We start from the raw sequence: 21,095 nt of genomic DNA, 5'->3' as shown, positions 1-21,095 counted from the left end.
GCCATGAACGCGACGCCTTTCTCATCCCTCTCGGCCGATCACCAGCGCCTGCAGGCGCTGGTCGGCGCGTGGCGTGGCGAGGAAGATGTCGCGGCGACGCAATGGACCGATGCCGGCGCCGCGACTTCGGAAGTGCTTGCGGACGCGCAGTTCGGCGGCCAGTTCGTGGTCCAGCGCTACCGCCAGCGCCGCGACGGCACGATCTCGTTCGGCGCGCATAATGTGTTCGGCTTCGATCAGCCGAACGACGTCGTCACCATGCATCAGTTCGACTCGATGGGTTTCGTGCCGGTCACACCGGCTACGGGCACATGGAACGGCAACGAGCTTGTGCTGGAACGGTCGTCGCCGCGCGGCTCGGCTCGCGTGACTTACAGCTTTGACGGCACTGATACTTACCGCATGCGATTGCACTTCAAGCCCGCCGGCAGCGACGCCTGGCAAGACATGGTGAGCGGCCTCTACCGGCGCGTTTCGCCTTCCTCGATCAACGGTTTTTAGAAAAGGGGCGCGATGTCCATTCTCGTCGACAAGAATACCAAGGTGCTGGTGCAGGGCCTGACCGGCAAGACCGGCACCTTCCATACCGAGCAGGCGCTGGCCTATCACGCCACCAAGATGGTTGGCGGCGTCCATCCGAAGAAGGGCGGCGAGACCTGGACCGGCGCGAAGGGAGAGACCCTGCCGATCTTCGCCACCGTCGCCGAGGGCAAGGAGAAGACCGGCGCCACCGCCTCCGTCATCTATGTGCCGCCGGCAGGCGCGGGCGAAGCGATCATCGAGGCGATCGAGGCCGAGATCCCGCTGATCGTCTGCATCACCGAGGGCATCCCGGTTATGGACATGGTCAAGGTCAAGGCGCGGCTCGACCGCTCCTCCTCGCGGCTGATCGGCCCGAACTGCCCGGGAGTTTTGACCCCCGACGAATGCAAGATCGGCATCATGCCCGGCAACATCTTCCGCAAGGGCTCGGTCGGCGTTGTTTCCCGCTCGGGAACGCTTACCTATGAAGCGGTCTTCCAGACCAGCAATGTCGGCCTCGGCCAGACCACTGCTGTCGGCATCGGCGGCGACCCGGTCAAGGGCACCGAGTTCATCGACGTGCTCGAGATGTTCCTCGCCGACGACGAGACCAAGTCGATCATCATGATCGGCGAGATCGGCGGCTCGGCCGAGGAAGACGCCGCGCAGTTCTTGAAGGACGAGGCAAAGCGCGGCCGCAAGAAACCGATGGCGGGCTTCATTGCCGGGCGCACGGCGCCCGCCGGCCGCACCATGGGCCATGCGGGCGCGGTGATCTCCGGCGGCAAGGGCGGCGCGGAAGACAAGATCGCGGCGATGGAATCGGCCGGCATCAAGGTTTCGCCGTCACCGGCGCGGCTCGGCACGACGCTGGTCGAGGCGATCAAAGGTTAAGGGCGTAGGGAGTAAGCGAATAGGGCAGCAGGGAAAGATCAGCGGCAAAAATGCCCTACTCCCCTACTGCCTTACTCCCCTACTCCCTTCCATAAAAGGAGACGGAGCCAGGCTCCGCAGACGAAAATGGCAAGACAAGATCAGGCCAACGACCAATTCTCGCTCACCTCGTTCCTTTATGGCGGCAATGCCGACTATATCGACGCGCTCTATGCCGCCTATGAGGACAACCCCGGCTCCGTCGATCCGGAATGGCAGGACTTCTTCGCCGCGCTGAAGGACGACGCGGGCGACGTGCGCAAGAACGCCAAGGGCGCTTCCTGGGCGAAGCCGTCCTGGCCGATGCAGGCCAATGGTGAGCTGGTTTCGGCGCTCGACGGCAATTGGGGCCTGGTCGAAAAGCACATCGAAAAGAAGGTGAAGGAAAAGGCGGTCGTCAACGGCGCGGCCCTTTCCGATGCGGACGTTCACCAGGCGACGCGCGATTCCGTGCGTGCCATCATGATGATCCGCGCCTTTCGCATGCGCGGCCACCTGCACGCCAATCTAGACCCGCTGGGCATCGCCAAGCCGCTTGAGGACTATAACGAGCTGTCGCCGGAGAATTACGGCTTCACCGAAGCCGACTACGACCGGCCGATCTTCCTCGACAATGTGCTGGGGCTCGAGTTCGGCACCATCCGGCAGATGCTGGATATCCTCACCCGCACCTATTGCTCGACGCTTGGCGTCGAGTTCATGCACATCTCCGACCCCGAGGAGAAGGCCTGGATCCAGGCGCGCATCGAGGGCGCCGACAAGGAGATCACCTTCACCGCCACCGGCAAGAAGGCGATCCTGTCGAAGCTGGTCGAGGCCGAAGGCTTCGAGCAATTTATCGACGTCAAGTACAAGGGCACCAAGCGCTTCGGCCTCGACGGCGGCGAGTCGCTGATCCCGGCGCTGGAGCAGATCATCAAGCGCGGCGGCCAGCTCGGCCTGAAGGAGGCCGTGCTCGGCATGGCCCATCGCGGCCGCCTCAACGTGCTTTCGCAGGTCATGGCCAAGCCGCACCGCGCCATCTTCCATGAGTTCAAGGGCGGCTCGGCCGCTCCCGACGATGTCGAGGGCTCGGGCGACGTGAAGTACCATCTCGGCGCCTCCTCGGACCGCGAGTTCGACGGCAACAAGGTGCACCTGTCGCTGACCGCCAACCCCTCGCATCTGGAAATCGTCGACCCGGTCGTGATGGGCAAAGCGCGCGCCAAGCAGGACCAGCTCGCTGGCCGCGAGCGCGGCGAGATCGTGCCGCTGTCCGAGCGCGCCAAGGTGATGCCGCTGCTGCTGCATGGCGACGCGGCGTTCGCCGGCCAGGGCGTGATCGCGGAGATGTTCGGGCTCTCCGGCCTGCGCGGCCACCGCGTCGCCGGCACGCTGCATTTCATCATCAACAACCAGATCGGCTTCACCACCAATCCGCGCTTCTCGCGTTCGTCGCCCTATCCGTCGGATGTGGCGAAGATGATTGAGGCGCCGATCTTCCACGTCAACGGCGACGATCCGGAAGCGGTGGTGCATGCCGCGAAGGTGGCGACGGAATTCCGCATGAAGTTCCACAAGCCGGTGGTGGTGGACATGTTCTGCTACCGCCGCTTCGGCCACAATGAAGGCGACGAGCCGTCCTTCACGCAGCCGATCATGTACCGCAACATCCGCAGCCATAAGACGGTTGTGCAGGTCTATGCCGACCGGCTGATCGCCGAGGGTCACATCACCCAGGCCGAGGTCGACAAGATGCGGGCCGACTGGCGCGCGCATCTGGAACAGGAGTGGGAAGTCGGCCAGTCCTACAAGCCGAACAAGGCCGACTGGCTTGACGGCGCCTGGTCCGGCCTGCGCACGGCCGACAACCAGGACGAACAGCGGCGCGGCAAGACCGCGGTGCCGGTCCGCACGCTGAAGGAAATCGGCAAGAAGCTGACCGACGTGCCGAAGGATTTCGAGGCACACAAGACGATCCTGCGCTTCCTCGAGAACCGCCGCCAGGCGATCGAATCCGGCGACGGCATCGACTGGTCGACCGCCGAGGCGCTGGCATTCGGCGCCATCCTGCTCGACGGCAATCCGATCCGGCTCTCCGGCCAGGATTCGGAGCGCGGCACCTTCTCGCAGCGCCATTCCGTGCTCTACGACCAGCGTGACGAGACGCGCTACATTCCACTCAACAATCTATCTGCGGCCCAGGCCGGCTACGAAGTCATCAACTCGATGCTCTCGGAAGAGGCGGTGCTCGGCTTCGAATATGGCTACAGCCTTGCCGAGCCCAAGGCGCTGACGCTTTGGGAAGCGCAGTTCGGCGATTTCGCCAACGGCGCCCAGGTGGTGTTCGACCAGTTCATCTCGTCCGGCGAGCGCAAGTGGCTGAGAATGTCGGGCCTCGTCTGCCTCCTGCCGCACGGCTATGAAGGCCAGGGGCCGGAGCATTCCTCGGCCCGCCTCGAACGCTTCCTGCAGCTCTGCGCCGAGGACAACATGCAGGTGGCGAACGTCACGACGCCGGCTAACTATTTCCACATCCTGCGCCGGCAGTTGAAGCGCGACTTCCGCAAGCCGCTGATCCTGATGACGCCGAAGTCGCTGCTGCGCCACAAGCGGGCGGTGTCGACGCTGTCGGAGATGGCGGGCGAAAGCTCGTTCCACCGACTGTTGTGGGACGATGCGCAGCTCTTGGCCGACCAGCCGATCAAGCTCGTGAAGGATTCCAAGATCCGCCGTGTCGTGCTCTGCTCCGGCAAGGTCTATTACGACCTCTACGAGGAGCGCGAGAAGCGCGGCATCACCGACATCTACCTGTTGCGCGTCGAGCAGCTCTACCCGTTCCCGGCCAAGGCGCTGATCACCGAGCTGTCGCGTTTCCGCAACGCCGAGATGGTGTGGTGCCAGGAGGAGCCCAAGAACATGGGCGCCTGGTCGTTCATCGATCCTTATCTCGAATGGGTGCTGGCGCATATCGACGCCAAGCATCAGCGGGTGCGCTATACCGGCCGGCCGGCCTCGGCCTCGCCGGCCACCGGGCTGATGTCGAAGCATCTCAGCCAGCTTTCCGCCCTGCTCGACGACGCGCTGGGCGAATAAGCAGACCCGGACCAAACAGACCTCAAGAAGACAAGAGAACGGACAGGCACAATGGCTACCGAAATCCGCGTCCCCACTCTCGGCGAATCCGTCACCGAGGCGACCGTCGGCAAGTGGTTCAAGAAGGTCGGCGACGCGATCGCCGCCGATGAGCCGCTGGTCGAGCTCGAAACCGACAAGGTGACGGTGGAGGTGCCCGCCGCGGGCGCCGGGACGCTCTCCGAGATCACCGTCAAGGAAGGCGAGACGGTCAATGTCGGGGCGCTGCTCGGCTCGATTTCGGCCGGCGGCGCAGCCGCCGCTCCCGCCACCAAGCCGCAGGCGGTGGCGCAGGCGTCCAGTCCGGACGCCGCATCCACGACCAAGCAGGCCGCCGCCGAAACCGCCAAGATGGCCGGCGACGCCGGGCCGGTCGAGCCGCGCACCATGCCGCCGGCGCCGGCCGCGGCCAAACTGATCGCCGAGCACAATCTCTCGGTCGAGCAGCTGACGGGCTCCGGCAAGCGCGGCCAGGTGCTGAAGGGCGACGTCCTCGATGCCATCGCCAAGGGCGCGCCCTCGCAGCCGGCCGAGACGCCGAAAGCGGCTCCTGCTCCTGCTCCCGCACCGGTCGCGGCCCGCGCGCCGTCGACGGCCGACGATGCTTCGCGCGAGGAGCGCGTGCGCATGACCAAGCTGCGCCAGACGATCGCGCGCCGGCTCAAGGAGGCGCAGTCGACCGCCGCCATGCTCACCACCTTTAACGAGGTGGACATGAGCGCGGTGATGGCGCTGAGGGCTAAGTATAAGGACGTGTTCGAAAAGAAGCATGGCGTGAAGCTCGGCTTCATGGGCTTCTTCACCAAGGCCGTCACCCATGCGCTGAAGGAGATCCCGGCGGTCAATGCCGAGATCGACGGCGCCGACATCATCTACAAGAACTTTGCGCATGTCGGCGTCGCCGTCGGCACCGACAAGGGCCTGGTGGTCCCGGTCGTGCGCGATGCCGACCAGATGTCCATCGCCGAGATCGAGAAGGAGATCGGCCGGCTGGGCCTCGCCGCGCGCGACGGCAAGCTTTCGGTTGCCGACATGCAGGGCGGCACCTTTACGATCTCCAACGGCGGCGTCTACGGATCGCTGATGTCGACGCCGATCCTCAATGCGCCGCAGTCCGGTATCCTCGGCATGCACAAGATCCAGGAGCGGCCGGTGGTGGTCGGCGGCCAGATCGTCATCCGCCCGATGATGTATCTGGCGCTCAGCTACGACCACCGCATCGTCGACGGCAAGGAAGCGGTGACCTTCCTCGTCCGCGTCAAGGAAAGCCTGGAGGATCCCGAGCGGCTGGTGCTCGATCTCTGAGGTGAGAGCATGAAGGCTCGCGGGCGGGGCGGCGAGTGAAGGCCCGTTGGCTCAGCACCGCGAGGCCGGTCGCGCTTGCCGCCGGTGCGGCTCTCGTAGCAGCCGATGCCCAGGCCGCTTGCCCGATCCAGCTTGCCGCCTATGGCGAGGCGAAAAGCGGCGCCGAGATCGATTTCAGCCCGACGGGTACCTCGGCGACGATCGCCAACACATTCCGCATGATACTCGACAACAATACCGTGCTCGATGGCATCGCCATGTGGACCGAGGGCTCCGCCGGGCGGCCGCACGGCTCGCTGATGTACAAATGCCCGACCGGCGACGTCACCGGCGAGGAGCTCGCCGCCTGCACGGTCTGGGAAGGCGTGATCTATAGCGCCGATGAGAAGGGCGTCGTGGGTCTGCTGCCGGCCGAGGGCGCGGATGCGCCGAAGAGCCTGATCTTTCCCGATCTCGGACCGTCGCTCGAAATGTCAGCCGCTTATGGTCCGGCGGGCTTCTCAAAAGTACCGTGGGACGTCTTTGCCCTGAAAGGCTGCCAGGAATGAATGCCGACAAGAAGACGCTGCTGGTCACCGGCGGCAGCCGCGGCATCGGCGCTGCCATATGCCGGCAGGCCAGTCGGGCAGGCTATGGGGTGGCGATCAACTATGTCTCCAACCGGGCCGCCGCCGAGGCGCTCGTCGCCGAGCTCGAAGCCGCGGGCGGCGAGGCCTTCGCGGTCAGGGGCGATGTCGGCAACGAGGCCGATGTGGTGGCGATGTTCGAGGCGGTGGACCGGGCCTTCGGCCGGCTCGACGCCTTCGTCAACAATGCCGGCATCGTCGACGTCAAGGCGCGTGTCGATGAGATGAGCGCCGAGCGGATCGAGCGCATGATGCGCATCAACGTCGTCGGCTCCTTCCTCTGCGCCCGCGAGGCCGTCAAGCGCATGTCGACCCGTCACTGCGGCAAGGGCGGCGCCATCGTCAATCTGTCCTCGGCGGCGGCACGACTGGGCTCGCCCGGCGAATATGTCGACTACGCCGCTTCCAAGGGCGCGATCGACACGCTGACCGTTGGTCTGGCGCGCGAGGTGGCGCTGGAAGGCATCCGCGTCAATGCCGTCAGTCCAGGCATCACCGAAACCGACATCCATGCCTCCGGCGGCCAGCCCGAGCGCGTGGCGCGGATGCAGGATCTGCTGCCGCTGAAGCGCGCGGGCACGGCCGACGAGGTCGCGAGCGCGGTTCTCTACCTTTTGTCGGACGCGGCCTCCTATATAACGGGCGCGATCCTGAATGTGAGCGGCGGCCGCTGAAGGCCAGACCAGAAGGACACCATCATGGCTTATGACGTCGTAATCATCGGATCGGGACCGGGCGGCTATGTCTGCGCCATCAAGGCGGCACAGCTCGGCCTGAAGACAGCGGTGGTCGAGAAGAACGCCACCTTCGGCGGCACCTGCCTCAATATCGGCTGCATCCCGTCGAAAGCCCTGCTCCACGCCTCCGAGATGTTCGCCGAAGCCGGTCATGCCTTCGATATGCTCGGCATCGAGGTCGGCGCGCCAAAACTCAATCTGAAGAAGATGCTGGCGCACAAGGATGCGACCGTGGCCTCCAACGTCAACGGCGTCGCTTTTCTCTTCAAGAAGAACAAGATCGACTCGTTCCGCGGCACCGGCAAGGTGATCGGCGCCGGCAAGGTGTCGGTCACCGGCGAGGGCGGCAAGGTCGAGGAGATCGAGACCAAGAACATCGTCATCGCCACCGGTTCCGACGTCGCCGGCATTCCGGGTGTCAAGGTCGACTTCGACGAGAAGGTGATCGTGTCCTCGACCGGCGCGCTGTCGCTGGCCAAGGTGCCGGGCAGTCTTGTGGTGGTCGGCGGCGGCGTCATCGGGCTCGAGCTCGGCTCGGTCTGGGCCAGGCTCGGCGCCAAGGTCACGGTTGTCGAGTTCCTCGACACCATCCTCGGCGGCATGGATGGCGAGGTCTCGAAGCAATTCCAGCGGCTGCTGTCCAAGCAGGGCTTCGAGTTGAAGCTCGGCGCCAAGGTCACCGGCGTCGCCAAATCCAAGAAGGGCGCCAGCGTGACGTTCGAGCCGGTCAAGGGCGGCGCGGCGGAAACGATCGAGGCCGATGTCGTGCTGGTCGCGACCGGACGCCGCCCCTATGCCGACAGCCTTGGATTGAAAGAAGCCGGCGTCGAGATGGACGAGCGCGGCCGGGTCAAGTCCGACGGGCATCTGAGGACCAACGTGCCCGGCATCTATGCCATCGGCGACGTCATTGCCGGGCCGATGCTGGCGCACAAGGCCGAGGACGAGGGCGTGGCGGTAGCCGAGACGATCGCCGGCCAGGCCGGTCATGTGAACTACGACGTTATCCCGAGCGTCGTCTACACCAGTCCCGAAATCGCCTCGGTCGGCAAGACCGAAGAGGAGCTGAAAAAGGCCGGCATCGACTACAAGGTCGGCAAGTTCCCTTTCAGCGCCAATGGCCGCGCGCGGGCCATGCTGCACACCGACGGCTTCGTGAAGATCCTCGCCGACAAGGCGAGCGACCGCGTGCTCGGCGTTCATATCGTCGGCTTCGGCGCCGGCGAGATGATCCACGAGGCGGCGGTGCTGATGGAGTTCGGCGGCTCCTCGGAAGACCTCGCCCGCACCTGCCATGCCCACCCGACCATGTCGGAGGCGGTCAAGGAAGCGGCGCTGGCCACGTTCTTCAAGCCGATCCATATTTAGGTGCTCGTCACGGCCGGCGCCGAACGCCCGAGGATGGCAAAGGTGTAGTTAAACAAAAACGGCCCGCCTTTCGGCGGGCCGTTCGTCGTGGAGCTATAGCCTGATCACGGAGACGGCGCAGGTGCCGGAGCCGGGGCAGGCGTCGGAGTGGGCGCGGGTGCCGGGGCTGGCGTCGGAGCTGGAGCAGGCGTTGCGGGCGCAGGTTCAGGCGTTGCAGGCGCCGGGGCCGGCGTCGTCGCGGCCGGCGGCTCGGAAGTCGCGGGGGCGTGCTCGCCACCGGTTCTGCCAAAAACATAATACGCAACAATGGCCAGGATAATGACAACTAGGGCGATCAGCCACCCGCTGCCGCCACCACCGCCCCTCGAGGGCGGCGTGCTCGACGGGGTGTAGGGGTCGTTAGGGTTCGCCATGAAACGTGTCCTCCTTGGAATGAAAGGCATCAAATAGCAGCCATCAACGCGCGGATCCCCTAATGGGTTTCACGCAGGCGGACGGAAAGCGCTGAAAAACCGGCATTTTCCGCTCCCCAGCCGCCAGACGACTCAGTTGACGGCGGTAACACTATACCCCGCTTTGCGGAAATCTTCGACCAGTCCGTCAGGGCCGGGCAGATGCAGCGCGCCGACCGCCATGAAGGCATTGCCCCTGGCCAGAATCGGCATGGCATGCGCGACCATGACCTTGTTGCGGCTGGTGATCATGGTCTGCTCGAAGGCGGCATAGCCGGCCTGGTCGTCCGCCGTGTCGGGCAGCACGGTGCGAAACAGCGGCCAGAACATGCCGACCTCGCCGCGTTGGTAGAGCACGATCATGGTTTCGTTGACGTCGTTCACCTTGTCGCCGAGCTTCAGCGTCTCGACCAACCCCTTCATGTGGTAGGCGAGCGGCAGCGAAGCCATGGCGCGCAGTTGGTCGACGGCGGTTTCCAACCCCTCGACGTCCTTGCCGGACGCTTTGGCGTCGGCGGCCAGCTTGACGTCCAGCACCGGCGCGCCGGCGCTCTGGCGCGCCACCTCGCAGGCCGGCAGCGCCACCATGGCCGACAGGATCCACGGCTTCATCTTGGCCACCGTCAGAGGCGGAATGCCGCGTGCATCGAGCCCCTTGTTCAGTACTGCCGCATCCTCGGGCGACAGCAGCGAGGATAGCGTCGTGTTGTCCGTGAACATCATCAGGCCAGGCTCGGCGGCCATGGCGGCCATCATCTTGGCCTTGTCGAGGGCGTCGGTGGTTTCGATGATGATGGTGTCGGCGCCTTCATAGGCTTTTTGGGCCGCGGCAGGCAGCGTGGTGACGCGCGCGTCCGTCATGTGCATGGTGCCGAAGAGATAGGACGGCTCCTCGCCTGGTTTCTCGAGCTTCCACAACAGCCCCCGGCCGTTTGGAACGGCGGCGGCTTCGGTCTCGACCTTCTTGAAGGCGGCGGGATCGCTCTTTGCAAGACCCGCCAGCAGGTCGCTGCCGCCGCAGGCGGGCGCTTCGGCATGCGCGCGGCCGGCCAGCAGCAGCACGAGCAGGAACGAAAGGAAAAACAGCAGGTTGAGCGCTGCGAGCAGCTTCAACGAGACGAGGGCCGCGCGGTCGGCGATGGCGATAACGCGTTTCATGGCAAGCTTCTTAAGGGCAAAAAGCGGCAAAACGGTTAATCGAGAGCCGAAATTGTTGTCGACCGGCTCGGATTCCCGGCGGCAGCGTTAGACGGGTGGCCCGGCGCCGATGGAAGGCCGTGGCTGATCTGCCGCCAGTTTCGATGATCCCCGCGGTCGAGCGGCCCAACTGGTTGCTGGATCTGACGGGAGAGATTGCGCCGAAAACGCCGATCCCCTAGATCATGCGACCGTAAAGCGCCCGGCAGGGGACCCCGTGTGATCATCGACAACGCCGCCTTCGAGCGCTACCGGCGCTCGCCGAACGAGAAAACCACCCTGCTCCGGCTCCTGCTCGGAACGGCGATCGTCGTTCTCTTCTGGCTCGCCGTGACGCTGGTCGTGCTCGTCGCCGGCACCGCCGCCTTCATCGTCTTGCGCCTCCCGGGCCCGGCGACCGGACAGCCGATCCAGGATTTCCTTGCCTCTCCCGCCGGCATCCTCACCGCGCTGGCGTCCTTTCTCGGCATCTGGATCGGTCTTTGGGCCGCGATGCGCTTCGTTCATGGCGAGCCGCTCTCGGCGCTGATCGGCCCAGACCGCCGCATCTCGCGCGGCGGGTTCCTCAAAGGCCTGATCGCGGTTCTGGTCACCTCCTTGTTCTCCGAGGTGCTGCTCTATTGGCTGCAGCCGGAGATCGTCCGCGGATCGATCGCCTTCTCGTCCTGGCTGCTCTTGCTTCTCGCGATCGTGCCGCTCGCCTTTCTGCAGACCTCATCGGAGGAGGCTCTGTTCCGTGGCTATCTGCTGCGTGGCCTCGCCAGCCGCTTTGGCAGCCCGCTGATCTGGGCCGCGCTGCCGGGGCTTCTGTTCACCGCCTTGCATTGGAGCCCGGCCTCGACCCTTGCCATCAATGCCAGCGTGCTGGTCTCGATCGCCGCCTTCGCGCTGCTGTTGACGCTGCTGGTCTATGTGACCGGCAATCTCGGCTCTGCATTCGGCGCCCATCTCGGCAACAACCTGACCGGCTTCCTGCTGATCTCGCACCAGCAGAGCTACAATTCCTTCGCCCTGTTCAACGCCAAGCCGCTGGAAGGCCCCGGCTGGACCAATTGGGACGCCGTTCTCATCGCCGCGATCGGCATCGTAAGCACGCTGCTGACGATGCTCCTGCTTCTGCATCGCCGCTCCCCCCTGAAGGTCGGGCCGGACGAGCCATGATCCAAAAAAGCGGAAACCGGTTTCTTGATCGGATCGTGGTCAGGCGGAAAACCGACGGGCTCGCCTGATGCGCATCACGCTGGTGGCGGAACGCACCATTCCCTGCAAAGGCTATGGCGGCACTGAGCGGCAGGTCGACTGGCTGGCAACAGAGCTTTCGCGTCTCGGCCACAAGGTGGTCCTGATCGCCGGTCGCGGCTCGAGCCATCCGCTGTGCGAAGTGCGGCAGGCCTCTTCGGCCGCCGAATGCCGCGCTGCGATCCCGGCCGACACCGACATCGTGCATTTCAATGGCTGGTACATCGAGATTTCGCGGCCGGCGCTCTATACGATGCACGGCTTCGACCCGGAATTCACGCAAAACAGGCCAAACTGGAACTTCGTCAGCGCCAGCCATGCGCGCAACCACGGGCGGGAAACCTTCGTCCACAACGGCTTTCCGGTCGACGCCTATCGGCTGTCCGCCGGCAAGACGGACAGGCTTCTGTTTCTGGCCGGCATCGCCCGCGCCGGCAAGAACCTCAACCGGGCTGTCGATCTCGCCCGTGCGTTCAATTTCCACCTCGATATCGCCGGCGGCTCGCGCTGGCAGCTCCTGCAGCGCACCAAGGTTCGCCGCCAGGGTGTCTTCTTCAAGAGCCTCGGCCGCCGCTTCCGCTACCACGGCGTCGTCGACGGCGACGAGAAGCTGCGCATGCTGGGAGAAGCCAGAGCTTTTCTCAACCCGATCGCCTGGGAAGAGCCGTTCGGCATGGCGCCGGTCGAAGCGATGCTCTGCGGCACGCCCGTGTTGACGACACGGCGCGGCGCGCTGCCCGAAATCGTCGACGGCGCCACCGGACGTCTCTTCGACACCGATGCCGAGTTCGCGCAGGCCTTGGCCGACATCGCCGGCTTGTCCCCTGAGCAGTGCCGTGCATCCGCCGCCGCGCGATTTCCCATCGCCAAGACGGCAAACGGCTATCTCGATCTCTATACGCGCATCCTGGACGGCGAAAAGCTGCCCTGAACCGCCTTTGGGCGCGGTGTCTTGCTCTTCAAAACGACCCCAGCCTTGACTCCGCCGCCGATTTCCTGTCTAGACGCGCACGAATTCCGCGACGAGACCCTCTCCGCGAAAGCCGACCAGGACGCCGAAGCCTCTTTGAGGCGAGAGCTGTAAACCGATCCTGGAGGCCAACACCCGGCAGCGCGATGCGCCCCCGGGTGCTTTTTGGCTTTGCGCTTTTGCTTGGCGACCCGGCGCGAACGCACTACCTCTCGGGTCGAATGAACCGAGATCGAAGGAAGCAAGATGTTTGAATCACTGCAGGAGCGCACAAGAGGCGTGGAGGGCCGCAGGCCCGACAGGGATCGGCATGAATCCAAGGCGCTCTCGCACGGCGGTCTGATCAATGTTTGAGTCCCTGCAAGAGCGCCTTGGCTCCATCCTGAACGGCCTGACCGGCCGCGGTGCGCTGTCGGAGGCGGACGTCTCTGCGGCGCTGCGCGAGGTGCGCCGGGCACTGCTTGAGGCCGATGTGGCGCTCGAGGTGGTTCGCTCTTTCACCGACAAGGTGCGCGAGAAGGCGGTCGGCGCCGCGGTGCTGAAGTCGATCAAGCCCGGACAGATGGTCGTCAAGATCGTCCATGACGAGCTGGTCGATATGCTCGGTGCCGAGGGCGTCGCTATCGACCTCAACGCGCCCGCGCCCGTCGTCGTCATGATGGTCGGCCTGCAGGGTTCCGGCAAGACGACGACCTCGGCCAAAATTGCCAAGCGGCTGACCGAGCGTCAGAACAAGAAAATCCTGATGGCCTCGCTCGACACGCGGCGTCCGGCCGCGCAGGAGCAGCTGCGCCAGCTCGGCGAGCAGACCAAGGTCGCCACGCTGCCGATCATCGCCGGCCAAAGCCCGGTCGATATCGCCAAGCGCGCCGTGCAGGCGGCAAAGCTCGGCGGCCACGACGTCGTCATCCTCGACACCGCCGGCCGCACCCATATCGACGAGCCGCTGATGGTCGAGATGGCCGACATCAAGAAGGTGTCGTCGCCGCACGAAATCCTGCTGGTCGCTGACTCGCTGACCGGCCAGGACGCGGTCAACCTGGCGAAAAGCTTCGACGAGCGCGTCGGCATCACCGGCCTGGTGCTGACCCGCATGGACGGCGACGGCCGCGGCGGCGCCGCGCTTTCGATGCGCGCCGTCACCGGCAAGCCGATCAAGCTGATCGGCACCGGCGAAAAGATGGACGGGCTGGAGGAATTCCACCCCAAGCGCATCGCCGACCGCATCCTCGGCATGGGCGACATCGTCAGCCTAGTCGAGAAGGCCGCCGAGACCATCGACGCCGAGCAGGCGGCGGCGATGGCCAAGAAGATGCAGTCAGGCAAGTTCGACCTGAACGACCTTGCCGCGCAGCTTCAGCAGATGTCGAAAATGGGCGGCATGGGCGGCATCATGGGCATGATGCCCGGCATGGGCAAGATGAAGGACCAGCTCGCCGCAGCCGGCTTCGACGACAAGATGTTCCGCCGGCAGCTCGCCATCATCTCCTCGATGACCAAGGCCGAGCGCGCCAACCCCGATATCTTGAAGCACTCGCGCAAGAAGCGCATCGCCGCCGGCTCCGGCACCGACGCGGCCGAGATCAACAAGCTCTTGAAGATGCATCGCGGCATGGCCGACATGATGAAGGCGATCGGCGGCAAGGGCAAAGGCGGCGGCATGATGCGCGGCATGATGGGCGGCCTTGCCTCGAAGATGGGCCTTGGCGGCATGATGCCCGGCGGCGGCATGCCCGACCTTTCCAAGATGGACCCGAAGCAGCTGGAGGCCTTGCAGAAGCAGGCCCAGGCTGCCGGTCTCGGCAAAGGCCTGCCGGGCGGGCTGCCCGGCGGACTTCCCGGCGGCGGGTTGCCGGGCCTGCCCGGCGGCATGAAACTGCCGGGCCTTCCCGGTCTCGGCGGCGGCGGGCTGCCTGGCCTTGGCAAGAAGAAGTGAGGGGCGATGAACGAGGAGAAGGACATGGCCGAGGCACGCGCCGTTCTGGCGGGCTACCGCGCTTCGATCGACAACATCGACGCCGCCCTCATTCATATGCTGGCTGAGCGCTTCCGCTGCACCAAGGCGGTCGGCGTGCTGAAGGCCGAGCATGGCCTGCCGCCGGCCGACCCGGCGCGCGAGCAGCAGCAGATCGCCCGCCTGCGCCAACTGGCGAAGGATGCGCATCTCGATCCGGATTTCGCGGAGAAATTTCTGAACTTCGTCATCCGCGAAGTTATCCGGCATCACGAACAGATCGCCGCTAACAACGGCGTGACGAAAACCGGCTGAAGCTGGTGCATGTGGCCCAACTGCGCAGCGGTCTTGGGATTACGACTTGCACAACGCCAAAGCCGCAACCCAATCAACGAACTCAGAGCTTGTTAGGAGATAAAGAATGGCACTGAAGATCAGACTGGCCCGTGCGGGCTCGAAGAAGCGTCCCTATTACCACGTCGTCGTCGCCGACGCCCGTTCGCCGCGCGACGGCCGTTTCATCGAGGCGCTCGGCTCGTGGAACCCGCTGCTGCCGAAGGACGGCGAACGCGTGAAGGTCGATGCCGACCGCGTCAAGCACTGGCTCTCGCACGGCGCCCAGCCGACCGACCGCGTGCTGCGCTTCCTCGACGAGGCCGGCATCGCCAAGCGTCCGGCCCGCTCGAACCCGAACAAGGCCCTGCCGGGCAAGAAGGCGCAGGAGCGCGCAGCCCTGCTGAAGAAGGCCCAGGAAGACGCCGCCGCTGCCGTTGCGGCCGCGTCCGCAGCACCCGCCGAGTCGGAAGCCGCGACCGCCGAGTAGTCTCGGCCCCCGGTCAAAACAGGTCAAAAGAACGGCGGGCCAACCCCGCCGTTCTTTTGGTCAGGCCTGTCGATACCTCAATATCCCGACGGGCAACGAGCAATATAAACGCGCCCGTAGCGGTCCCGATAACGGCACTTGCCGCTTTCGCTGGCACGGCCGATCAACGCGCCTGCCACGGCGCCGACAGCACCACCGACCACTGCGCCCTCGACCGGGTCATTGGCGACGGCCGCTCCGACCGCAGCACCGCCCAAGCCGCCGATCGCCGCTCCTTTTTCCGTCTGCGAACAGGCGCCCAGCGCCACCGTCAGCACCAGAATGGTAATCGCTTTCTTCATTTCAGTTCCTCTCTCACGGGATCGCCGTCCTCGCCGCCAAGCTTTAACTCGCAAACGGCTAATTTGATCCCGAAGGGAACGAATATTGCTGTTTCGAAGGCAGGCGCGGGTTGCGCCAACCGGCCTCGACAGCATTGAGAGTGCTCACGAATTAGCGTTCGGTAACGCAGCTTGGCAACCCGGCTTCGAAGCCTTGCGGTCGCCGCAGCCGGTGGAATCACCAGAACGAACCGGCTCAGCGGCTGAACGGGATCAGCGCGCGCACTCTGGGGTCGCGCAGATAGAGCCCGCCCCACAGGACAACAGCGAGATAGACGCCGAAAAGCGTGTGCGAAAGCAGCGGGTTGCCGATGCGCACATGCGTGGAAATCGCGCCGCCCATATAGGCGGTGAGCAGGATGGCCCCGAGCACGGACGTGCGCGGCAGCGCATAAAGCACAGTCGAGATCAGGCCGACGATGCCGAGCAGCCGCGCGGTGTTTGGGTCCTCCGGCCAGCCGAGCTGCGCCATCGTCTCGGTGACGATCTGCAGCGGCGGCAGCTTGATGACGCCGTCGAAGATCATGAAAAGGATGACAATGGCGCTAAGCGCGCGCCCGGTCCACAAGGCGCCGTTCGAGACGGGAGCGGTTTCTGAAATGCTCATTGGTGTTCCCTCCTTGGTTGGAGCCTGGCTGTTTTGCCAGTTTCGAGCCAAGGACGGCGGGCAGGGCGGCGATCCGACAAGGGCCGGTGCGCTTTTTTCGAACGCATGGTTGAGTGAGAATGCATGACCGAAGGAGAGAGAATGACCGGCGAGACCAATCTCCAAAGACTACTGGCGTCGATGACGCCGCAACTGCTCCCCGATGTCCATGTTTTCGCGACGCTGGCGCCCGGTACAGCCGTACCGGACGGTCTTGATCCGGTCATGCAGTTTCGCGAGCGGGAAGGTCTGACGTTGATCGTGTCGGAGGACCAAGCGAAGGTAGCCGGCCTCGCCGGCACGTTCCGCTGCCGGATGATCACGCTCGACATCCATTCGTCGCTCGACGCCGTCGGCTTTCTGGCCGCGATCACGACGCGGCTCGCCGCTGCCGGCATGGGCGTCAATCCGGTTTCGGCCTTTTACCATGACCATCTGTTCGTCCCGGCGGAGCGGGCGGACGAGGCGCTCGGCCTCCTGCGGCAGCTGGCTGCGGAGAGCAGTGGCTAGCGCCTCAGCACATGGAAGCAGCGGGCATCGCTCGTCACACCCATTGCGGCGCCACCCTCATCCTCCTGCCGCGACCTTTCCCGTGAACGGGAAAAAGAGAGCTATCGGCGGAAGGCCGCCCGCGACGCGCGGCCCGTGAGCGAGAACCCAACGGCCGAAGGCCGAGCCCGCGACCGCGGGCCGCCGGTCGTCCGGCGCCCTCGCGGAGGGCCAGCCGCGAAGCGGCGGCGCGGCCCGTAAGCGAAATTAAGCCGCCTTCTTCTTCGGCTGGATCAGGCCCCGCTCCACCAACAGCTCGGCGATCTGGACGGCGTTGAGCGCCGCGCCCTTGCGCAGATTGTCGGAGACGACCCACATCGACAGGCCGTTATCGACGGTCGAATCCTCGCGGATGCGCGAGATGAAGGTGGCGTCCTCGCCGGCCGACTCGAGCGGCGTGATGTAGCCGCCGTTCTCGCGTTTGTCCAAGACCTGGCAGCCGGGAGCCTCGCGCAGGATCTCGCGCGCCTCGTCGGCGGTGATCGGCTTCTCGAACTCGATGTTGACGGCTTCCGAGTGGCCGATGAACACCGGCACGCGCACGCAGGTCGCCGTCAGCTTGATCTTAGGATCGAGCATCTTCTTGGTCTCGGCGACCATCTTCCACTCTTCTTTGGTGAAGCCGTCGTCGAGGAAGACGTCGATATGCGGGATGACGTTGAAGGCGATGCGCTTGGTGAACTTCTTGACGTCGACCTGGTCGGCGACGAAGACCGCGCGGGTCTGCGTGAACAGCTCGTCCATGCCTTCCTTGCCGGCGCCGGAGACCGACTGGTAGGTGGCGACGACGACGCGCTTGATGGTGGCGACATCGTGCAGCGGCTTCAGCGCCACGACGAGCTGCGCCGTCGAGCAGTTCGGATTGGCGATGATGTTCTTGCGCGAGAAGAGTTCGACCGCGTCCGGATTCACCTCCGGCACGATCAGCGGCACGTCAGGGTCGTAACGGAAGGCCGAGGAATTATCGATGACGACGCAGCCCTGCTTGCCGATCTTGGGCGACCACTCCTTGGAGACATTGCCGCCGGCCGACATGACGCAGATGTCGGTGTCGGAAAAATCGTAGGTGTCGAGCGCCTTGACCTTCAGCGTGCGGTCGCCGAAGGACACTTCGGTGCCCTGGCTGCGGCGCGAGGCCAATGCCACCACTTCGCTCGCCGGGAAGCCGCGCTCGTCCAGAATGTTGAGCATTTCGCGGCCCACATTGCCCGTGGCGCCGACTACCGCAACCTTGAAACTCATCGAAATCTCCTGTCCCTCTCCGCTTGGTTGTTGGAGAAAACCCGCCGGCCTCATGCGGGTTCTGTCCCCCGGGCCGAACCCGGGAGAGGGTGGTTAGGCCAAGGGAATCACACCGTTTTGGTGGTGGTTTTGGCCGTAGTTTTGCGAGAACGGACGGACGCGTCGAAACGCCCGGCCCAATGCTGTGCATCGTGGCTGGGGGCATCGAATGCCAGAAGAGCCAAATGGCCGCGCATTGAAGACGATCCCGTTCGCTGCCGGCTTTTACGCGCTTTGCGTAAAGAGTCAATTGGCGCAGGCTGCTGCCGCCTTGAGCCCGGCCTTTATCGCCGCCCAGCTTTCGGCAGGCGATGTCGGCCTGTGCTCTTCGGCGATACGGCCGGCCAGCAAATCGCGCCAGGCAGCGTCGTCTGTCATCCGTCGGATTGCGCGATACCAGCCGATCTGATCGGTCGAACCGACCGCGGGCATCAGGCCGCCGGTCGCTTCGATCAGCGACGGCGTGGTCGAGACGATGACCGGGACTCCGAAATCCAGACACTCCGAAGCTGCATAGCCCCAGCCCTCGATATGCGAGGGGAAAACGCCGAAGGTGGCACTTCGATAATAGCCGATAAGCTCCTCGTCGCTGACCGGACCCGCGAAGATGATCTTTTCTTTCAGCCCCGGATGAGCCTTGAGATAGGCGCTGAGCTCCTCGACCATCCAGCCCCAGCGGCCGACGCAGACGAGCTTCGGCAACCAAACGGCTTCGTCGAGCGCCTGCTGCCAGATGCGGGCGAGCATGATGTGGTTCTTCCGGATCTCGACGGTCGAGCAATAAAGGATGTAGGGCTCGCCAGCCTCGAGCCGCGACGTCATTCTCAGCCGCGCGGCCTTCTCATGCAGCAGCGAGGGCATCGGGAAGCGATGGACGACCGGCAGATCTATGCCGGCCTTGCGCATGTGATCGCCAAGCATCGTCGCCGCGGTGTCGGAGGTGCAGAAGGCCGCCGCGCCGGACCGCACCAGCCGTTCGAGATTGGGCCCGAAGGCGGCTTGCCATCTGTTCTTGGCGACAAGGTCGGGCCGCATGGTCGGGATCATGTCGTGGCAAAGAAAGGCTATGTTGTCGGGGCCGGCGCAAACCGCCGCTACCTTTTCGCCGACCAGCAGTTGGTTGCTGATCAGCACCGTTCGAGGCCCGACATCCTTCGTCGGCTGCGCCGCATCGCCCCGAAGCAAACCGGCCCAGAGACGGGCTCGCCTAGAGAAGCGATAGGCCCGCAGCAACAGCTTCGACACCGTGAAGGTGAAGCCGGGACGGCCGTTCGTCACCATTCCCGCAAGCTGGCGATCGGCTTCACTCTTGGCCATTGGATGGCGCCGCACCGCTTCGAACCCCTGCCGCAGCGCGGCAGTGGCTTGCAGTCGTGGCCGCTGCCGGAACGGCGCGATCTCGCTGACGCCCAACTGCTCGACTTCGAATTTTTCGAGCGGCCGGAAACGATGGCTGGAGAAATCGAGCGTCACCACCTCGACATCCGGGTCGGGATCGGCGAGCGCTGCCCTGACCATGAAGTCTTCCAGCCGCTGGATGCCGGCCAGCGCGCCGCGCCAGGCGAGCAGGCCGGTCGCGTCGATGCAGATTTTCCGTCTTTGGCCGCCGGGAGCGTCGGCCGCTTCTGGCAGCAGTATCGAGTCCTTCCGGGCCATTGCTTCGCGGTCTGTGAGGCGACTTGCGGCTTCTATCCCGATTTGCCGCCTCTAAGATAGCCGGCTGAACGCCATCGCTCTTGCCCGCCGGCCGGCGCTCATGTCAAATCGAGCAAAGGGAAAGAATTCGACGCTCGGGGGGATCTGATGCGTGGCGAAGTTCTTCACTATGACGAGCACCAGGGCTTCGGCTTCATCAGCGGCGCCGACGGCAGGCGCTACAGTTTCGCGCGCGAGGAACTGCGTCGCGAGACAACGCTTGCCAGGGGAGCCCAGGTCGAGTTCCAGCCGAACGGCGAACGTGCCGGCAATGTCTTCTCGGTCCGCGGCCGGATGATCGATCCGGTTGACAACGCCGTTCCAGTTCCTGCCCGTCCGCTGCCGGGCAGCTCGCCTGCGGGGCAGCCGCATTTCGGCCGCGACGCCGAGGCCGAAACGGTGGAATCGACCGGCCTCTGGAGCTATTTCTGGCGTGGCGTGTCGACGAACTACGTCAACTTCTCCGGCCGCGCCCGGCGCAAGGAGTTCTGGGGCTTTTGCCTGTTCTGGACGATCGGTCTTGTCGTCGCCATCGGCGTCGGCTTCTCCGCAGACCTGTCGCGCGGCAACGTCGAGGGCGGCGGCGATGAGCCGGTCGTCATGTTCAGCCTGCTCGGTCTTTACGTCCTGCTCACGTTCCTGCCGTGGGTCGCGCTCATCGTGCGCCGCTTGCATGATCTCGGCCTGACCGGCTGGCTCGCCATCCTCTGCTTCGTGCCTTATGTCGGCTGGCTCGCCACCCTGGTCTTCGGCCTGATCCCGACCCAGGCCGGCGACAACAAGTGGGGGCCGGTGCCGGGCGGAGTTAGATTCTGACGGCCGCCGTCCTTAGTGCCTCGCCCGACAGCCTGAGGAAGATCTTCTGGCCGTGGCGTTCGGCGCCGAGCCGCTCGTAGAAGCGCAGCGCACCCTCGTTCCAGTCCTCGGCGGTGAGGTCGATGCGGCCAATGCGCTTGTCGAGGCAATAGCCGGCGAGAAACCCGATCAGCGCCTCACCCACTCCCGCGTTTCGTGCCTCTTGGCGTACGAACAGGTCTTTCAAGAACATCAGCCGGTCGAGATCGATGCCCGGATGCGCGATCGCGACCGAGGCCAGGCCGGCCACCTCGCCACCGGCGAAGGCCAGCGCGAAATGCGGATAGGCCGGGCTTTCCTCGCCGAGCCACTGCTTTGCCGTGGCCGTCGCCCGGGCATGGTCGAGCGGTGACTGCCGATAATGCGCCGCCATTGCGCAAAGCACGGTGGCGAGCGCCTCGGCGTCTTCGGTCGTCGCCCAGCGGACGTCGACCGCCGCCTCTGCCATG

The 21,095-nt window shown here is 65.0% G+C and carries 20 protein-coding genes; 14 read left to right on the top strand and 6 right to left on the bottom strand.

The window, feature by feature from the left end; translation table 11 throughout:
• Positions 1-3: 3 nt before the first annotated feature.
• The 7 genes from A9K66_RS11500 to lpdA all read left to right on the top strand — a co-directional run bounded on the left by A9K66_RS11500 (position 4) and on the right by lpdA (position 8,605).
• Positions 4-501, top strand: coding sequence for a DUF1579 family protein (locus A9K66_RS11500; protein ID WP_067323643.1), 498 nt, complete (start codon positions 4-6; stop codon positions 499-501).
• Between the two features lie 12 nt (positions 502-513).
• Complete coding sequence (gene sucD / locus A9K66_RS11495; protein WP_067323640.1) at positions 514-1,416, top strand: succinate--CoA ligase subunit alpha; 903 nt, start codon at positions 514-516, stop codon at positions 1,414-1,416.
• A gap of 126 nt (positions 1,417-1,542) precedes the next feature.
• Positions 1,543-4,530, top strand: a complete 2,988-nt coding sequence (locus A9K66_RS11490) for a 2-oxoglutarate dehydrogenase E1 component (RefSeq protein ID WP_067323638.1) — start codon at positions 1,543-1,545, stop codon at positions 4,528-4,530.
• 51 nt (positions 4,531-4,581) lie between these two features.
• Complete coding sequence (odhB, locus tag A9K66_RS11485) at positions 4,582-5,874, top strand: 2-oxoglutarate dehydrogenase complex dihydrolipoyllysine-residue succinyltransferase (RefSeq protein ID WP_067323636.1); 1,293 nt, start codon at positions 4,582-4,584, stop codon at positions 5,872-5,874.
• A 125-nt stretch (positions 5,875-5,999) separates the two neighbouring features.
• Positions 6,000-6,422: a hypothetical protein gene (locus tag A9K66_RS11480; protein WP_245307513.1), complete on the top strand. Its 423-nt coding sequence runs from the start codon at positions 6,000-6,002 to the stop codon at positions 6,420-6,422.
• Positions 6,419-7,174, top strand: coding sequence for an SDR family oxidoreductase (locus tag A9K66_RS11475; RefSeq protein WP_067323632.1), 756 nt, complete (start codon positions 6,419-6,421; stop codon positions 7,172-7,174). The genes A9K66_RS11480 and A9K66_RS11475 overlap by 4 nt, the downstream gene beginning before the upstream one ends.
• Positions 7,175-7,198: 24 nt before the next feature.
• On the top strand, positions 7,199-8,605 hold the full coding sequence (lpdA, locus tag A9K66_RS11470; RefSeq protein WP_067323630.1) for a dihydrolipoyl dehydrogenase: 1,407 nt from the start codon (positions 7,199-7,201) through the stop codon (positions 8,603-8,605).
• 545 nt (positions 8,606-9,150) lie between these two features.
• Here lpdA and A9K66_RS11465 read toward each other — a convergent pair.
• On the bottom strand, positions 9,151-10,215 hold the full coding sequence (locus A9K66_RS11465; RefSeq protein ID WP_067324628.1) for a TraB/GumN family protein: 1,065 nt from the start codon (positions 10,213-10,215) through the stop codon (positions 9,151-9,153).
• A gap of 258 nt (positions 10,216-10,473) precedes the next feature.
• On the opposite strand from A9K66_RS11465, the gene A9K66_RS11460 reads away from it, so the two are divergent.
• From A9K66_RS11460 to rpsP, 5 genes are all read left to right on the top strand, one after another.
• A complete protein-coding gene (locus A9K66_RS11460; RefSeq protein ID WP_067323628.1) occupies positions 10,474-11,415 on the top strand; it encodes a CPBP family intramembrane glutamic endopeptidase in 942 nt (313 codons plus the stop codon).
• A 67-nt stretch (positions 11,416-11,482) separates the two neighbouring features.
• The gene (locus tag A9K66_RS11455; protein ID WP_067323626.1) at positions 11,483-12,424 is read left to right on the top strand and encodes a glycosyltransferase; all 942 of its coding nucleotides are present in this window, start codon (positions 11,483-11,485) and stop codon (positions 12,422-12,424) included.
• A 385-nt stretch (positions 12,425-12,809) separates the two neighbouring features.
• Entirely contained in the window at positions 12,810-14,399 is a 1,590-nt protein-coding gene (gene ffh, locus A9K66_RS11450; RefSeq protein WP_067323624.1) for a signal recognition particle protein, read from the top strand.
• Between the two features lie 6 nt (positions 14,400-14,405).
• The gene (locus A9K66_RS11445) at positions 14,406-14,732 is read left to right on the top strand and encodes a chorismate mutase (protein WP_066991680.1); all 327 of its coding nucleotides are present in this window, start codon (positions 14,406-14,408) and stop codon (positions 14,730-14,732) included.
• Positions 14,733-14,838: 106 nt separating this feature from the next.
• Positions 14,839-15,240 carry a 30S ribosomal protein S16 gene (gene rpsP, locus A9K66_RS11440; protein ID WP_067323622.1) on the top strand — a complete coding sequence of 134 codons (402 nt, stop codon included), beginning with the start codon at positions 14,839-14,841 and terminating at the stop codon, positions 15,238-15,240.
• A gap of 77 nt (positions 15,241-15,317) precedes the next feature.
• Here the strand turns inward: rpsP and A9K66_RS11435 are convergent, their stop codons facing one another.
• Together A9K66_RS11435 and A9K66_RS11430 are read right to left on the bottom strand one after the other, a co-directional pair.
• Positions 15,318-15,581, bottom strand: coding sequence for a YMGG-like glycine zipper-containing protein (locus A9K66_RS11435; RefSeq protein WP_066991674.1), 264 nt, complete (start codon positions 15,579-15,581; stop codon positions 15,318-15,320).
• Between the two features lie 235 nt (positions 15,582-15,816).
• A complete protein-coding gene (locus tag A9K66_RS11430; RefSeq protein WP_067323620.1) occupies positions 15,817-16,227 on the bottom strand; it encodes a DoxX family protein in 411 nt (136 codons plus the stop codon).
• Between the two features lie 141 nt (positions 16,228-16,368).
• Here A9K66_RS11430 and A9K66_RS11425 point away from each other — a divergent pair, with 141 nt between their 5' ends.
• On the top strand, positions 16,369-16,776 hold the full coding sequence (locus A9K66_RS11425) for an ACT domain-containing protein (protein ID WP_067323618.1): 408 nt from the start codon (positions 16,369-16,371) through the stop codon (positions 16,774-16,776).
• A gap of 246 nt (positions 16,777-17,022) precedes the next feature.
• Here A9K66_RS11425 and A9K66_RS11420 read toward each other — a convergent pair whose 3' ends face one another.
• Together A9K66_RS11420 and A9K66_RS11415 are read right to left on the bottom strand one after the other, a co-directional pair.
• A complete protein-coding gene (locus A9K66_RS11420; protein WP_067323616.1) occupies positions 17,023-18,057 on the bottom strand; it encodes an aspartate-semialdehyde dehydrogenase in 1,035 nt (344 codons plus the stop codon).
• A gap of 285 nt (positions 18,058-18,342) precedes the next feature.
• Positions 18,343-19,752 (bottom strand): glycosyltransferase, encoded by a 1,410-nt coding sequence (locus A9K66_RS11415; RefSeq protein ID WP_067323614.1) that lies wholly within the window; start codon positions 19,750-19,752, stop codon positions 18,343-18,345.
• 147 nt (positions 19,753-19,899) lie between these two features.
• On the opposite strand from A9K66_RS11415, the gene A9K66_RS11410 reads away from it, so the two are divergent.
• Positions 19,900-20,607 (top strand): DUF805 domain-containing protein, encoded by a 708-nt coding sequence (locus A9K66_RS11410; RefSeq protein WP_067323612.1) that lies wholly within the window; start codon positions 19,900-19,902, stop codon positions 20,605-20,607.
• Here the strand turns inward: A9K66_RS11410 and A9K66_RS11405 are convergent.
• The gene (locus tag A9K66_RS11405; RefSeq protein WP_066991656.1) at positions 20,597-21,094 is read right to left on the bottom strand and encodes a GNAT family N-acetyltransferase; all 498 of its coding nucleotides are present in this window, start codon (positions 21,092-21,094) and stop codon (positions 20,597-20,599) included. The genes A9K66_RS11410 and A9K66_RS11405 overlap by 11 nt on opposite strands.
• Between the last annotated feature and the right edge of the window lies 1 nt (position 21,095).

This window comes from Mesorhizobium sp. AA23, assembly GCF_001672435.1.
GTDB lineage: Bacteria > Pseudomonadota > Alphaproteobacteria > Rhizobiales > Rhizobiaceae > Mesorhizobium.
This window is presented reverse-complemented; position numbering and strand designations above follow the sequence as displayed.